Raw genomic sequence first — 16189 nt, forward strand, 5'->3', positions numbered from 1 at the left:
GCCGGCGTGATCGCTCCAAGTTGTGAGTCCTGCACAACACAAAAAGTTTTATCGGATTTTACAAGGCGTGACCGGAGAGCCTGACTTCCTCCTGCATCCACTGGAAAAATGCCCGCACTGGCGGATGGCGCTCGCGGCCCGGTACGCACAAGGCGCTGTAACCGGCGCCGTCCACGCTGATCTGCGGCCGGTAAGGCACCAGTAAACCTGACGCGAGACTTTCCGATACCAAAATGTTGCTGGCCAGGACCAGGCCCTGACCTGCGATGGCAGCTTGCAGGGCGTAGTGCTCTTCATCGTATTCGCGCAATGCCGGCGCATCCTGCAACCAGCGTTCCCCGGCCTTTTCGCACCAGGCTTGCCAACCGAGCGCGTAGAGCTTGGAGTTGTGCCAGCGTACGCTGATCAATGTGGGGGCTTGCGTTTGCGCCAGCGCCACCTGCTCAGGGGAGCCGTATACCGCAAAGCATTCATCGAACAGGCACAGCCCATAGAGGTTGGGGTAGTCGTCAAGGCTGTAGCGGATCACCAGATCGACGCTGGCATCCTGCTGCAGGTCGACTACGTCGCATTGGGTATCCAGGCGCAGGTTGATACCGGGGTGCGCGGCGTAAAAACGCCCCAGCCGTGGTACCAGCCATAAGGCGGCGAAGGCTGGCGTGGTGGATACGGTGAGGTGCCCGGCGCTGCGTTGTGGGCGCAGGGTGTCGAGGCTTTGCGCCACGTCCAGCAGGGCGCCGTGCAAACTGTGGAACAGTCGCTCACCACACTCCGTCAGGCGCACCTGGCGTGGCAGGCGTTCGAACAATGGCACCCCCAGCCAGGTTTCCAGGCTGCGGATCTGGTGGGAGACCGCTGTCGGCGTGACCGACAGTTCCTGGGCTGCGGCCTTGAAGCTGAGCAGGCGCGACGCCGATTCAAAGGTGCGCAGGGCGGTGAGTGGCAACGAGGCAAACATTCCAGCTCCATGGATGAAATAGATTCATCCAGATCAATTATTGCTCATTTGTCGGAAGTACCACGCGGCTCTAGATTTGCCGCAAGAAAGGCGGTCGTCCAGGTCGTCCGAGTCTAACCCGCGAAGGTCCTACAGATGAAAAAAATGCTTGTTATTCATGCCAGCCCCCGTGGCGAACGTTCCCACTCGCGGCGTCTGGCCGAATCATTCCTCGATGTGTGGCAAGCCGCCAACCCGGACGCGCAGATCACGCGGCGCGAAGTGGGCCGAGCGTCCATTCCCCACGTCAGCGAAGCCTTCGTGGCAGCGAATTTCTACCCCGAGCCGCAATCCATGCCCAAGGTGATGAAGGCTGACCTGCAACTGAGCGATGAGCTGGTCGGCGAGTTGATCGACCACGAAATCCTGGTGATTTCCATGCCCCTATACAACTTCGGTGTGCCCAGCGGCCTTAAGGCCTGGATTGATCAGATCGTGCGTATGGGCCTGACCTTTGACATCACCCAGGACAGCCAGGGCATCGCGCAGTACCAGCCTTTGCTCCAGGGTAAGCGTGCGCTGATCATCACCAGCCGGGGCGGTAATGGCTTTGGTCCGGGTGGCGAGTTTGAATGGATGAACCATGCCGACCCACACTTGCGTACGGTACTGGGTTATATCGGTATCGATGACGTCCGGGTGATTGCTGCCGAGGGTGAAGAGTCGGACAAGAGTGTGTTCCAGCGTGCCTATGCAGAAGCCGAACGCCAGTTGCACGACCTGGCTGGGCATTTCTGAAAACACCCGGATGTCACGGGGCGGTCACGTTGATTGGTCTAGGATGGACCTATCACCTTATCGCCTTGGACGCCCGCTCCATGCCTCAATCCCTTGCCACGCGTTACCCTCTGGTGCTGGTCCCCGGCATGCTCGGGTTCGTACGCCTCGCAGGGTTCCCCTATTGGTACGGCATCGTCCCGGCACTGCAGGCGGGCGGGGCGCAGGTGTTTCCCGTGCAGGTGGCGCCGCTGGATTCCAGCGAAGTGCGTGGCGAGCAATTGCTGGTGCAGATCGAGCGCATTCGCCGTGAAACGGGGGCCGACAAGGTCAACCTGATCGGGCACAGCCAGGGCTCGCTCACCGCGCGGTATGCGGCGGCCAAGCGCCCGGAGTGGGTGGCGTCGGTGACGTCAGTGGCCGGGCCCAACCATGGCTCGGAGCTGGCGGACCACATTCACCTCAATTACCCGGTGGATGGCGTGAAGGGGCGGATCATGAGCGCGCTGTTTCACGGGGTCGCCTGGCTGATGGGCGTGCTGGAAACCGGCTATCGCGGGCCACGCTTCAAAGCGGATCTGCAGGCCTCCCACCACTCGCTGACCAGTGCGGGCGTGGCGCTGTTCAATCAGCATTATCCACAGGGGCTGCCGCAGACATGGGGTGGGCAGGGGCCCGAAGAGGTCAATGGCGTACGTTATTACTCATGGTCCGGCACCTTGCAGCCGGGCATCACCGACCGGGGTCGCAACCTGTTCGACGGCACGCACCGCAGTTGCCGCCTGTTCGCCCGCAGCTTTGTGCGCGAAAAGGGCCAGTGTGACGGCATGGTCGGGCGCTACAGCTCACACCTGGGGATGGTGATCGGCGATGACTACGCCCTGGACCACTTCGATATCGTCAACCAGTCCCTGGGTCTGGTGGGCAAGGGCGCCGAGCCGATCCGACTGTTTGTCGAACATGCCCGGCGCTTGAAGGAGGCCGGGGTTTAACGCACCGGCGTGGTCCAGCGCTCCGACAGAATGACCCCGCCCAAGGTCAGCAGGCCACCCACCAGGTGATATAGCGCCAACTCTTCTTTCAATACCACGGCGGCAATCAGCGCGGTGATCAATGGCAGCAGGTTGAAGAACAGCGTGGTGCGGCTCGGGCCCAAGGTCTTCACCGAATGCATCCACGCCAGCGGCGCGACCATCGAGGCCAACAGGCACGCATACAGCACCAGCGGAATGTTCGCCCAACCCAAGCCAGCCTTCGCCGAGAACAGGAACAGCGGAAACAGCACCACCACCGCCACCAGCACCTGCAGATACAGCAACACCAACGGTGGCAGGCGCAACTGCCATTTTTTCAGCAGGGTGCTGTAGACCGCGTAGGCCAGGGTCGCGACCAGCATCATGCCGTCCCCCAGGTTGACCCCGTGTTGCAGCAGTGCGTCGAGGCTGCCGGCGGAAACCACCACCACCACACCGGCGAATGACAGCACGGCACCGGTCATCGCGCCGTAGGTGAGGCGTTGGCCAAGGCTGATGATCGCCGCCGTCAGTGCCATCAACGGCATCAACGACAGGATGATGCCCATGTTGGTCGCCGTGGTCAGCGAAGCCGCGTAGTACGCCAGGCTCTGGTACACCGCCATGCCCAGCACGCCGAGGATGAACACCTTGCCCAGGTTCGGACGGATCAGCGCCCAGTTGGCGATCACCGGCTTGATCATGAACGGCGTGAACAGCAGCGCCGCCAGCAACCAGCGGTAAAAGCCGATTTCCGCCGGGAACAGTGCGCCCACAGCCAGCTTGTTGACGACGGTGTTGCCGGCCCAGATGAAAATGGCCAGCAAGGGATAAGCGTATTGCATCGAAAGTAACCAAGTGTGTTGATGAGGCAGGATTATCCATTGTCTGGATCGAAGCCTATACTGCGATCCAGACAAACCACCTCTGTATCCAGACAATATGGCCAAGCACAACGTACGTCTTGCGGATTTCCCTCGCCTGCCGAGTCCGGTGTACTTCCGTTATTCGGATTTCGCGCCCGACACTGAGTGCACGCCGCACCAGCATTTCTGGGGCTCGCTGGATTACTCGGCCAGCGGTGTGATGCGCATGGAAGTGGCCGGCAACCGCTTCATGTCGCCGCCGCAATACGCGGTGTGGGTGCCGCCGCACACCGAACACAGTTCCTACAATGCCGAGGCGATCGTCTATCACTCGGTAGGGTTGGCGCCGGAACTCTGTGAGCAGTTGCCCCAGCAGCCGTGCACCCTGGCGATCAGCGATATCCTCAAGGCCATCCTCAGTGATTTCGCCCAGCGTGACGTGAACATGCCGCAGACCGAGTCTGACATCCGCCTGGCCCAGGTGCTGGTGGACCAGCTCAAGCAGGCGCCGATACACGAATGTTTTTTGCCCTACGCCCGACACCCCGGTTTGCTCGGCGTGCTGGAAGGCATGCAGGCCGACCCCGCCGACAACCGCCCCTTGGCGCACTGGGCCGAACAAGTCCACGTGAGCGAACGCACCCTGGCGCGCCTCTTTGTGCGGGAGTTGGGCATGAGCTTCGGCGAATGGCGTCAGCGCCTGCGCTACCTGGCGGCCATCGAAGCCCTCGACAGCCCGCGCAGCGTGCAACATGTGGCGTTTGACCTGGGTTACAGCACCGCCTCTGCTTTTATCGCCATGTTTCAACGGCAGGCGGGCTGTACACCGGAGCAGTATCGACGGACGCATATCCGTACCCGGTGAAGTTGTAACAGGCTTTGACTACACTGCTGGGTAGTCCGTGCCCTTCGGTGCGGTAACAGGGAGAAAACTCCATGAAGATGCTGCGAATTCCGCTGTTGATGATGGGCCTGCTGCTGTGTTCCCAAGGCTTTGCTGCCACCGCTCAGCAAAATAAAATGACCACCTGTAACGCCGAAGCCACCACGAAGACGCTTAAAGGTGATGACCGCAAGGCCTTCATGAAGACCTGTCTGTCTGCTCCAGCAGCCAATGACGCCAAGACGCTTACGCCACAGCAGCAGAAGATGAAGGATTGCAATGCGGACGCCAAGACCAAAGCCTTGACCGGCGACGCGCGTAAAACCTTTATGAGCACCTGCCTGAAGAAATAATAGCCCCAGGCCATAGAAGGCTGCGACACTCGCACACAGCCCTGCTGTAGGAGCGAGCTTGCTCGCGAAAAACCTGAACGATAACGCGTGTCTTCAGACTAAAACGCGGTGTCCTTGCGTTTTTCGCGAGCAAGCTCGCTCCTACATCAACATCCTTTAACGCCGTTCGTTTTGAGGCTGTATGCCAACGTTTTCTCAGCGTCACGTGATATTGCTGGCCAGCTACATCATCATTTTCGGCGGTCTGCTGCTGGTACTGCCGCTCAAATTGCTGCCCAGCCTGCTGGCCGGTCTGTTGGTGTTCGAGCTGGTCAACATGCTCACTCCCCAACTGCAACGGCTGATCGAGGGCCGGCGTGCGCGCTGGCTGGCGGTGGCCTTGCTCGGCACTTTGATCGTCAGCGTGCTGACTTTGATCTTCGCCGGCGCCATCAGCTTCCTGCTCCACGAAGCGGAAAATCCCGGGGCTTCCCTCGACAAATTCATGGGCGTGGTCGACCGCGCGCGTGGCCAACTGCCGCCGTTCCTCGACGCTTACTTGCCTGCCAGTGCCGCCGAGTTCCGCGTGGCCATCGGCGACTGGCTGAGCAAGCACCTGAGCGAACTGCAGCTTGTGGGCAAGGACGCCGCCCACATGTTCGTCACCCTGTTGATCGGCATGGTGCTCGGCGCCATCATCGCTCTGCAACGCGTGCCCGACCTGACCAAACGCAAACCCCTGGCCGCGGCGTTGTTCGATCGCCTGCACCTGCTGGTCCAGGCCTTTCGCAACATCGTCTTCGCGCAAATCAAGATCGCCGCGCTCAACACCGCCTTCACCGCTGTGTTCCTCGCCGTGGTGTTGCCGCTGTGCGGGATTCACCTGCCGCTGACCAAAACCCTGATCGTCCTCACGTTCCTGCTCGGCCTGCTGCCGGTCATCGGCAATCTGATGTCCAACACGCTGATCACCATCGTCGCGCTGTCGCTGTCGATCTGGGTGGCGGTGGCGGCGTTGGGTTACTTGATCGTGATCCACAAGATCGAGTATTTCCTCAATGCGCGGATCGTCGGTGGGCAGATCAGTGCCAAGTCGTGGGAGTTGTTGCTGGCGATGCTGGTGTTTGAAGCGGCGTTTGGCTTGCCAGGAGTGGTGGCGGGGCCGATTTATTACGCGTATCTCAAGAGTGAGCTGAAGCTGGGCGGGATGGTTTGACGCAGTAACCTGTAGGAGCGAGCTTGCTCGCGAAGAACGCCAACGATAACGCAGCGCTCTCAGGTGTTTCGCGAGCAAGCTCGCTCCTACAGTTGATCTTTTAGTAGCCGTACCGCTTGCTGGCCTCAATCGCCAGACCACTGCCGATACTGCCAAAGATATTGCCTTCCACATGCCGCGCATTCGGCAACATCGCCGAAATGCTGTGGCGCAGTGCCGGAATGCCGCTGGAACCGCCGGTAAAGAACACCGTGTCCACTTGCGCCACGCTCACCGAAGCGTCGTTGAGCAACTGCGTCACGCTGCCACGCACACGCTCCAGCAAACTGTCGATGGACGACTCGAACAACGCCCGGCTCAAGTCCACGCTCAGGCCGGCTTCGATACGGTCCAGTGCCACATGACGGCTGTCTTCGTGGGTCAGTTGGATCTTGGTTTCTTCCACTTCCATGGCCAACCAGTGTCCGGCACGCTGTTCGATCAACTTGAACAGGCGGTCGATGCCACCCGTGTCTTCAATGTCATAGCGCATGCTGCCTAATGCCAACTGGGATTTTTGCGAGTACACCGAGTTGATGGTATGCCAGGTGGCCAGGTTCATGTGGTGGCTGGTGGGCATGTAGGCGCCGCTCTTCATGCGGCTGCCGTAGCCGAACAGCGGCATCATGCCGTTCAGCGAGAGCTGTTTGTCGAAGTCGGTCCCGCCGATGTGCACGCCGCCGGTGGCGAGGATGTCGCTCTGGCGGTTGTCGTTGTGGCGACGATTTGGTGACAGGCGCACCAGTGAGAAGTCGGAGGTACCCCCGCCAATGTCGACGATCAGCACCAACTCTTCTTTCTCGATGGTCGACTCGTAGTCGAACGCCGCCGCGATTGGCTCGTACTGGAACGAAATGTCCTTGAAGCCGATCTTGCGCGCCACGTCGACCAGGGTGTTTTCCGCTTCCTGGTCGGCCATTGGGTCGTCATCGACGAAAAACACCGGACGGCCCAGCACCACTTCTTCGAATTCACGGCCGGCGTTGGCTTCGGCGCGGCTCTTGAGCTGGCCGATAAACAGCGCCAGCAGGTCGGTGAAGGGCATCGCCGTGCCGAGCACGCTGGTGTCGTGCTTGATCAGCTTGGAGCCCAGCAGGCTCTTGAGCGAGCGCATCAGCCGGCCTTCGTAGTTTTCCAGGTACTCGTGCAGCGCCAGGCGACCGTACACCGGGCGGCGTTCCTCGAAGTTGAAGAACACCACCGACGGCAGGGTGATTTTGTCGTCCTCCAGCGCAATAAGCGTCTCCTCGCCGGGGCGGATCCAGCCGACGGTGGAGTTGGACGTGCCAAAGTCGATGCCGCAGGCACGGGCTGGGGATGAGTTTTCCATGACAATCAGGTTCCGGTTGAAAAACGGCCGCGCAGTGTATGCCAGTCGAGGGCGGATGCGTAGGCCGACCATCTGTTAAATCTTCCTTGAAACCTGGGGATTTGCCCCCACATCTGCTGCATACGGCAAGCGCCGATAACACTTTGACGCACCCCCAGGCCACATCACTCAACAGGTGCAAACCAGCGCACGTTGTGCCCCGGGCTGTGCGATCTCGATTAAGGATGGTGAACCGCCGATGGATTTCAAAGACTACTACAAGATATTGGGCGTAGAGCCGACGGCTGACGACAAGGAAATCAAGGCGGCCTACCGCAAGCTCGCGCGCAAATATCACCCCGATGTGAGCAAGGAAAAAGACGCCGAAGCCAAGTTCAAGGACGCGTCCGAAGCCTATGAGGCGCTCAAGAGCGCCGACAAACGCGCCGAATACGACGAACTGCGCAAATACGGCCAGCATGGCCAGCCGTTCCAAGGGCCACCGGGCTGGCAGAGCCGTGGCGGCTTTGGCGGTGGCGGCGGTGGCGAGGACTTCTCGGACTTCTTCAGTTCGATCTTCGGCTCTCGTGGCGACGGTTTCGGCGGCGGCCAGCGCCGTCCGACCGGGCGCAAGGGCCAGGATGTTGAGATGCAACTGACCGTGTCCCTTGAAGAGACGCTGTCCACCGAGTCCAAGCAGATCAGCTTCCAAGTGCCGCAATATGACCCTTCGGGCCGGCATGTGAGCAACACCACCAAGAGCCTGAACGTGAAGATCCCCGCCGGCGTGGCCGACGGTGAGCGCATTCGCCTCAAGGCGCAGGGCGCGCCGGGGATCGGCGGCGGGGCAAATGGTGATCTGTACCTGATCATCAAGTTTGCACCACACACCAAGTTCGAGGTGGAAGGTCAGGACCTGGTAATCACCGTGCCGCTGGCACCGTGGGAGTTGGCGTTGGGTACGGAAGTGGCTGTGCCGACGCTGACCGGCAAGATCAACCTCAAGGTGCCTGCCGGCAGCCAGAACGGCCAGCGCATGCGCGCCAAGGGCCATGGCTTGCTGAACAAGAGCGGGGAGCGGGGTTATCTGTTCATCCAGCTCAAGGCCGTGATGCCTAAAACGTCCGATGACGATACTAAGGCGTTGTGGGCGAAGCTGGCAGAAACCTGCGATTTCAACGCGCGGGAAGGCTGGAGCAACTGACTGGATAGTTAGGCCCAGACCTTGGTGGGCCATGAATATGCTCCTCATTTCTCGATGAGGTAACGATTCATGGCCCATTCTCAAGCCCCACCCATCCGGGAGACCAGGGGCAGCACTTCACGACGCTCGTCAACCATATACCGCAGGTTTTGGTCGGGGCATCCGAGCAAAATCGGGTTGCCTTGCGCCAGCTCAAGCCTGAACTGCCCGCCTGGTACATCTGCGCTACCCAAGCACAAAAAGACACGCTCAACAAAGGCAATGCCCTGGAAGACTTGCTGAAGGCACAAGAGGCATGGGCCGCCGATGGGCGCTTATCGGGCACGGAAAAAGCCGCCTTGCGCAAGACCTTCGACATAGCAGGTCGTAGGTTGGGCAAGCCCACTCAGGACATCCGTCCCGGCCAGGTGATGACGGATGAACAATACACAGCCGACTACTCCACGCTGGCCGAGGAAACTCAAAACATCCGGCGCAGGCCTTGCGACAAAACGATGGGCCGGAAAAGCGCGGAAACCAAGTCATAACTATGCAGGCCATCAACACCGGACCGCTCGATAGGCTGAGGTCTTTACCTCACCTCAAGGACGATCCGTCATGTCACAACGCAACTCAACTGCCACGCTCGTCGGCGTGTTCAACGCCGGCGCTCGCGGTGTTCATTACGACTTCCTGAAAAACCGCGTGCCCGCCTGGTTCAACCAAGCGAGCACGCAACGCCAGGAAGAACTCGCCAACCTTGAAATGGAGCAGTTGCCCAGTTGGTATCGGGCCGCTTCAGTCGAAGCGAAAGGCATCCTGGGTGACAGCCATACCCGCTATCGCGAGACGTTGAACACCATTGAGAATCGCCTTGGTGGCCTCACCGATATTTCGGAGTTTTCGGAAAAGCTGCTGAAAGAGGCGATCAAAAAAGAATTCAACCTGGACATCGATGTTCGCAACACCTACTTCGCGCGTAAATACCGCCGGGTACGTGGGCGCTCAGACATGTTTGGTGCTTTTGTACTGGAGCCGCAGGACAACTCGACGCTCAACGACCGGTATCAGGGTATTTCCCTGCTGGAAGCCGCCCTGGCCAACTTCGAGCCTGACGATGAGCTGCCGCTGACGTGTGCCGATTGCCGCGTCATCACCACGTTCAGCGCGTACGACGGCGAAATCATTCCAACGGTCTACGCGGTCACGTCCCAGGCCGTGGCAATCCCTGCGCATGCCTTTGCCAAGCTCTGTCGCACCCTGGACCTGGGCGCGCTCTATCAAGCACACCTCAAAGAAGTGCTGTATCCCGCAGCGCTGGCCGAGCGCAACGCCCTGGACCAACAGCTGCAAGAACATCACCGTCAACAACTGGCGCTCAGCGTTGAGGTCGCTCATCTACAGCTCACCACAGACCATAGCAGTGGCCGTGTTTTGGCAGGTATCAGCGACAGTGCCTACGAGATGCTCAAGCAAGTGCTGGCCGATACGCCGAACGTGAATCTGGATGGTCGGAGGGTCACGTTTGCGGCATTAAAAGCCTTCGGGATCGAGCTGGTCGGGCCCTTGCTTATCGGCCCGGATCGTACCGACAGCACCCGAGTCGAACGGCTGCTGGTGTACATCCCGAATGACCCACAGCAACCGCTCAGGGAATATGCCTCCAGCGCCGATTTCATGGCCGACCTCAGGACGCGCCTGCACAGCGTCTCTTACCGGCGCTTTTTCAGCCGGTTTATTTCGAAACGTGAGCAGGGCAACTTCTTCAAACAATTCAACCGTTTGTATCAGCCAGCGGGCAACGACGATGCGACGCTCGATTACCCGCTGCAGCCCAATCCTGGGCACTTGCGTCTGGATGACAGCCCCCTGTGGGGCAATGTGTGGGAGCGCATGGCCAACGCGTATACCGCTAAGATTTATGTCGATGCGCGGGCGGTCGCCGTGCCGACGGGAGACGAGGATGCCAAGGCTCGAACCGAGCGGTTGGAGAGCTACCTCGATGCGGTACTCAGTGTTCTAAACGTGGCTGCTTTTATGGTGCCGGGGCTGGGGCCGATCATGCTGGCCGTGGGCGCGGCGCAGATGTGTTACGAGGTTTACGAAGGGATCGCAGCGGCTGAGCAGGGTGATACGAAAGAGGCGTGGGCGCACTTTTCCTCGGTGGCACTCAATGTGGCGTTCTTTGCCGCCGGTGCCAAAGTGTTACCCAACGTCAAATACGTGAACACGCTGGATAATCTCAAGCCGGTCACGATGCCGTCGGGCAAGCAGATGTTGTGGAAGGCGGACCTTGACCCGTACGCGTCCACAGTCGAACTGGCGCCGCAGTCCAAGGCCGACAAACTGGGGCTGCACCAGGTCAACGACCAGAAGGTGTTGCCGCTGGAGGGCAAGCATTACCAGGTCAAACAGGACACGGACACCGGCCAATACCGAATCCAGCATCCGACCCGGCCCGACGCCTATGCACCAAAACTGGAGCACAACCATCAGGGTGTCTGGAGCCATGAGCTTGAAGAGCCGTTGACCTGGGACGACCCTACACTGCTCAAACGACTGGGATTGGCCGAGCACGCGGATCAAGTCCGTGTCAGTGGGGTAGAGCCTGATACCTTGCGGGAAACCTTCGTGAATCATGAGCCGCTCCCGCTGGTGCTTGAGGAAACCCTTCATCGTTTCGAGATCCATCAAGAACTCACGACGTTCGTCGAGCAGATGGGCAGTACCGATCCACTGGTTTACGCAAAAGCCGACCCCGCGTTGCAACTCGACCTCATGCAGCGCCGTGGCCTGCTGCCCGACACGCCATTGCTCAGGATCATGGACAGTAGCGCCAATGTTCTCTGGGAAAGCGCCGGCCCGGCATCGGCCCCAAAAAAAGTAGTGGCGCTGAGCCAAGGCAATATGGACCGGGGCGAACTGCTCAACGAGGTGCTGTACACCTTGCAAGGGGATGACCCTGCGCTTACGGAATTTCCCGGCAGCCCTCAGGACTCATTGCATTCTCGAGCCCAGCAACTGCGCCAGTTCATCGCCAGCACGGCGGCGTCCCTCAAAGGCACGTTGGTGGAAGAGCGTTTCAAGGCCTCTACCCGCACCGATGATCCAGATGTTCAACGGGTGCTGGATGCTTACCCAAAACTGTCGCCAGCGGTGGCCGCGCGCGTGCTTGAAACGCTGGGCGCTGATGATTTGCAGGTGTTTCGCCGCACCGGTCGCCTGCCTGAAACCCAAGCCGCGCAAGCGCAGTGGTTTGAGCAGGAAACCCGCGTATCCCGTGCCTATGAAGGGTTGCACCTGGACACGCTGACGGACATCGACAGCCAGCGGCTGGCCTTGCGTACCCTTGAAACCCTGCCGGGGTGGCGGCGTGGAACACGGTTTGAGTTACGTCAATATTCGGCGCAAGGGCCGACACTGGATGCCATCGGCTCCCCGGATATCACGCCGGCCAGGACGCTGGTTATCCAGGAGAACGGTGAGTTTGTAACCCAAGGGGCAGGGGACTTTTACACGGCGGCCTGGGAGGCAATGTCGCCTCTGGAGCGGCAGGCCATGAACCTGAGTGACAGTTCGCAACTCAAGCAAGCCATCAGGCAATCGCCTTTGCCACGGCCTCAATTACGCACGGTGCTGCTGGAACATCCGATCCTTAAGCCACCCTATGATCCTACGATGCGCTTGTTGGGCGGTGGGCCCGGCTGTAGCCGAATGCGCCGAGTGAGTGGCCCTACATTGCACTCTTCCGAGACACGGGTGCGCAAGCTGTACCCGGCGCTCAGTGAGGCACAAACGGTCGAGTTCATTCGGTCGTCGGGCGTGAACATCTACGGGGTGCTCACTCGATTAGAGGCCGAATACGAGGCTTTGGACAAAACGCTGAAAGCGTGGACGACAGAGCATGCGCCGCAATCGACGCTGACCGAGTTTGACCGTGCCGGTGGTGCGGCGGCAGTTAAGGCCAATGAAATCAGGCGCTGCTGGCGCCGGGAGACGGGGAATAAATTAAGCCTGTCAGGCTCCGATTCGGACCTGCCATTACCGGCCTTGAGCGGGGATTTTAGCCATGTCGAGACGCTTGAGTTGCGATTCTTCAAGTGGTCGGAGAGCGGCGACACGTTCCTCAAACAATTTACTCAGGTTAAACGTTTGGAGATATTCAGTTGCAACCTTACCGAGGTGCCGACGACGGTCGCTGATATGCAAGGCTTGACCTCTTTAAAGCTGCCACGAAATCAAATCCGGCTGACCCCGCCAAATGCCGCAAGACTAAGCGGTCTCAGTGGCCTTGAGACGCTTGACTTACGCCTCAACCCGCTGGGCACCTCCCCGGATGTCAGCGCGATGACCCAGCTCAAAGAGCTGAATCTTTACGCGACGCAACTGGACCAGTGGCCAGCGGGCTTGCAGAACCTTGCTGCTCCGGAGTCGATCAACCTTGAGTTCAACCAGTTACGCGAAGTACCCCAGGCTCACTTGAACCCGCCGCTCGAACGGGTAGAGGCGATGGCCAGGGTCAATCGCGTCACACTGCTGCAGGGGAACCCTTTTCCCGAGGATTACTGGCAGATCTTTGATGCCTACTGGAAACGCCTGGGTGAGACCCGACCCGATTTGGTCGACGGTGCGAAAGTTGGGGCGTTTGACTCTGGCAATCCAAGGTTCGAGGCTGCGCGACAGATCTATCAGGTCCTTATCGATCAGCGGCTCAGGGAGATCATCTGGCGGATGGGCGAAGGGGCGGATGTGGAGTTGGCCCGGCTCAAGCAGGAATACGATTCGCTCACCTCTCAGCTTCAGGCCTGGGAATTCTCAGGGCGTGGTGCGAATCAGCGTTATTTGCGGCCGCAGTTGTTTGATTTCGGTGCGACGATTCAGGATGTCCGTTTCGAGGCGAGGCAACGCATCATGGCGTGCTGGAGACGGCAGACGCCTCAATTGCATGCCTCCGACGGTACACCGATTGGTCTTGAATTGGACCTCAGTGGCCTGAACCTGCCGAGCTTGCCTGACCTTGATACAGATTTCAGCCATGTCGGCTCGCTCAAATTGAGCCGCATGAACCTGGCCACGTCTCCCGAGGGGTTTCTCGCAAGGTTCCAAGGTGTGCGTTGGTTGGATTTGTCAGGCAACCAGTTGCGTGAGCTACCACCTGCCGTGGGTGAAATGCGAGGTTTGACGCGTTTGTTTCTGCAGAACAACCGGATTCGCTTGAGCCCGGAAACGGCCAGGCTATTGTCGGAGCGTGTAACGCTCAGGGCTTTACTCATCAATGACAACGACCTGCGTATCTCCCCCGACTTCAGCCAGATAACCGATATGCGCACGCTTAACATGGCGCATACAGGTCTGACTGACTGGCCGACCGGTTTGGCCGAGCAACCGCTGCTGGACCGTATAGACCTCATCGGCAACCAGATGACCACGATCCCGGCGTCAGTCATCTCGCCACCACAGGAACTACTGGTCCAGAGTGCACGGGTCAATAACGTAACCGACGCGAGCGGCAATCCCTGGTCAGAGACCACATTGCAGCAGGTCCGAGAATATGGCGAGCGCCTTGAGCAGGCGGGGCTGGCCTCGCCCAACCGGCCGAATCGGCTGGTCGCCTCCGTGCCTTTGAACGCAAGCCGCGTCGCCGCTCGTACAGTGACTTACGACGCACCGTTCCAACGCTGGTCCGCAGGCTTTTCCACCGAGCAGGCGGTTACCAGAAAAGCTCAGTGGGATGATCTGCGTGGGCAGGCGGGCGCAGATGGCTTTTTCAATGTATTACGTGACCTGCAGGCGGCCGGCGCCGGCCATGAGGACCTGCAACGGCGGGTGTGGGAGGTCATCGACAGCATCACCGAGAACTCCACCGAATCCGAACACCTGCGCGAGCAAATGTTCGAATGGGCGGGCCGGCCAGCCTGTTGTGATCGTGCTGCATTGTCTTTCAGTAACCTGGAAATCATGACGATGGTTTACAAGGCCAGGCTCCAGGCCATGGATTCAACCCAGGGCTTGGCGCTGTCGAGTTTGTCCAGAGGCATGTTCCGCCTGGACGAAGTCGAGAAGGTCGCCTTGAACGATATTGATCAGCGCAGAACGGCGATTAACAACAATCGGAACCTGACGACGGAGCAAAAAAACCACCAGTTGGCACAATTGGAGGAAGTCGAAATCAGGTTGGCGTATCGGTATGGCCTCAAGGACCGGCTGCACTTGCCAGGGCAGCCGTCGCAAGTCAGGTTCACGGCGTTGGGCAACGTTACCCAAGCGATGCTGGACGCGGCCTACGACAGAATCATCGCGCTGGATAACTCGCCTGAAGAGTTTCAGGCGCTCCTTTCCCGCGAGTTCTGGCAGGACTATGTGACCCAGAAATACCGACCGCAATTCGAGGCACAGGGCAGGCCGTATCAAGAGGCGTTGGCCGCGTTGCACGACAGTTTTTCCGACGGCAGCCTCACGGCCACCGCGTACGACGCGCAGGCCAAGGACTTGCAGGCTCGCCTTGTGATTGAGGATGCCGCGTTGATCGATACGCTGACTCGCCAGGAGATCGCTGAGCGCCTGCTGCCTCGGGAGCCCCTTCAAACCCTGACGGATCCCGCTGAGCGACCGGCATTTGCGTTGGCACTGTCGGAGGCGCAAGCCATTGAGTTCAACGGCAAGCAGTATTTTATAACCAGCATGCCGGACGCCGGTGACGGGCAGCATTACCTGCTACGGGTGCAGAGCCCGAATAATCCGTTCGAACTGGTCAGCAGTGGGGTTGTGGCCAAGCCGGATGTAAAGGGCGTTTGGAGGCGCAGAGGCCAGGTTGGGGGAATGCGTGCGGGCTCGTCTGACGATGAATTTGAGCCCGCCTCGGAGTCCATGCCTGTGTCGCCCTACACCACGGCAGAGCTCAGGTTCATGCGCCAGGAAGCTCACTTTCTGACGCTCAAAAACGAACTGGGGACTTACAACCGTGCCAGTAACGGCAAGTACCCACTCAGGGATTTTCAGGGCAAGCCGATTCGAATCAAACGCCTGGAGACACAGGTAAAAATAGAGTCGGGTGAGACCTATTCCTCGGCGCAAATAAAGCCCTATATAAAGTTTGAAGGGTATGAAAACGTTGGGGCGCTCTATGAAGAGAAACTACAGTGGCGAACCTTTACGGCGGACGATGTGAAAGTGCCTGGAGAGAAGGCTTTGATAGGGCAATCCATGGTCGTGGCCAATCGACGCATCGTTAAAGGCGAGGTGGTGGGGGTGTACGGAGGGGTCGTTATACCTCATGGTTTTTCCGTGGGCACCGAGAGTACGTTTGGCATGGTCGTCGGTCACAAGATCGTGCCGGACGCAGGTTCTTTCCGCACCGAACCGATTTATCTCGTGGGCGACAACATAACGTCCAGAATCAATACCCACTTCGAATATGACGCCAGCGACAAGCCCGTACGACAGGCGCCGGCGGGGTACAACGTTGAAAGTATTGCCTTCAAGGTTGAAGCCGAACACGCGACCAGTCGCCCGGGGGTGAGGAGCGAGTATCTGTTGAGTGCTGTGTTTGCGACTGAAGATATCCCTGCAGGCGTCGAACTGCGGGTGAACTACCGATACTCCGAGGCGGCGATCAAAACCAAGTTTCCTTGAAC

Annotated in this window: 11 protein-coding genes; 8 read left to right on the forward strand and 3 right to left on the reverse strand. The window is 59.4% G+C overall.

Features of this window, described 5'->3' with window-relative positions; all coding sequences use genetic code 11:
* Positions 1–58: 58 nt before the first annotated feature.
* Positions 59–958, reverse strand: coding sequence for a LysR substrate-binding domain-containing protein (locus CI807_RS09555; protein WP_095014494.1), 900 nt, complete (start codon positions 956–958; stop codon positions 59–61).
* Positions 959–1093: 135 nt separating this feature from the next.
* On the opposite strand from CI807_RS09555, the gene CI807_RS09560 reads away from it, so the two are divergent.
* Together CI807_RS09560 and CI807_RS09565 are read left to right on the forward strand one after the other, a co-directional pair.
* Positions 1094–1735, forward strand: coding sequence for an FMN-dependent NADH-azoreductase (locus CI807_RS09560; RefSeq protein WP_095014495.1), 642 nt, complete (start codon positions 1094–1096; stop codon positions 1733–1735).
* An 80-nt stretch (positions 1736–1815) separates the two neighbouring features.
* Positions 1816–2706: a triacylglycerol lipase gene (locus tag CI807_RS09565; protein WP_095014496.1), complete on the forward strand. Its 891-nt coding sequence runs from the start codon at positions 1816–1818 to the stop codon at positions 2704–2706.
* On the opposite strand, the gene CI807_RS09570 is transcribed toward CI807_RS09565, so the two are convergent.
* Positions 2703–3572 (reverse strand): DMT family transporter, encoded by an 870-nt coding sequence (locus tag CI807_RS09570; protein ID WP_028615544.1) that lies wholly within the window; start codon positions 3570–3572, stop codon positions 2703–2705. The two genes, CI807_RS09565 and CI807_RS09570, sit on opposite strands and share 4 nt — an antisense overlap.
* A gap of 97 nt (positions 3573–3669) precedes the next feature.
* Between CI807_RS09570 and CI807_RS09575 the strand changes: the two genes are divergently transcribed.
* The 3 genes from CI807_RS09575 to CI807_RS09585 all read left to right on the forward strand — a co-directional run bounded on the left by CI807_RS09575 (position 3670) and on the right by CI807_RS09585 (position 6024).
* Positions 3670–4458 carry a helix-turn-helix transcriptional regulator gene (locus CI807_RS09575; protein ID WP_095014497.1) on the forward strand — a complete coding sequence of 263 codons (789 nt, stop codon included), beginning with the start codon at positions 3670–3672 and terminating at the stop codon, positions 4456–4458.
* Positions 4459–4529: 71 nt separating this feature from the next.
* Positions 4530–4829, forward strand: coding sequence for a PsiF family protein (locus CI807_RS09580; protein ID WP_016976953.1), 300 nt, complete (start codon positions 4530–4532; stop codon positions 4827–4829).
* Positions 4830–5010: 181 nt separating this feature from the next.
* On the forward strand, positions 5011–6024 hold the full coding sequence (locus CI807_RS09585; protein WP_016976954.1) for an AI-2E family transporter: 1014 nt from the start codon (positions 5011–5013) through the stop codon (positions 6022–6024).
* A gap of 100 nt (positions 6025–6124) precedes the next feature.
* On the opposite strand, the gene CI807_RS09590 is transcribed toward CI807_RS09585, so the two are convergent.
* Positions 6125–7393 carry an Hsp70 family protein gene (locus tag CI807_RS09590; protein WP_095017527.1) on the reverse strand — a complete coding sequence of 423 codons (1269 nt, stop codon included), beginning with the start codon at positions 7391–7393 and terminating at the stop codon, positions 6125–6127.
* A 238-nt stretch (positions 7394–7631) separates the two neighbouring features.
* Here CI807_RS09590 and CI807_RS09595 point away from each other — a divergent pair, with 238 nt between their 5' ends.
* The 3 genes from CI807_RS09595 (at position 7632) to CI807_RS09605 (ending at position 16187) form a co-directional block, all read left to right on the forward strand.
* Positions 7632–8576, forward strand: a complete 945-nt coding sequence (locus CI807_RS09595) for a DnaJ C-terminal domain-containing protein (RefSeq protein ID WP_095014498.1) — start codon at positions 7632–7634, stop codon at positions 8574–8576.
* Between the two features lie 182 nt (positions 8577–8758).
* Positions 8759–9103, forward strand: coding sequence for a hypothetical protein (locus CI807_RS09600; protein ID WP_157742014.1), 345 nt, complete (start codon positions 8759–8761; stop codon positions 9101–9103).
* Between the two features lie 70 nt (positions 9104–9173).
* Positions 9174–16187, forward strand: coding sequence for an NEL-type E3 ubiquitin ligase domain-containing protein (locus CI807_RS09605; RefSeq protein ID WP_095014500.1), 7014 nt, complete (start codon positions 9174–9176; stop codon positions 16185–16187).
* Positions 16188–16189: the final 2 nt, after the last annotated feature.

This window comes from Pseudomonas sp. NS1(2017) (assembly GCF_002269425.1).
GTDB lineage: Bacteria > Pseudomonadota > Gammaproteobacteria > Pseudomonadales > Pseudomonadaceae > Aquipseudomonas > Aquipseudomonas reactans.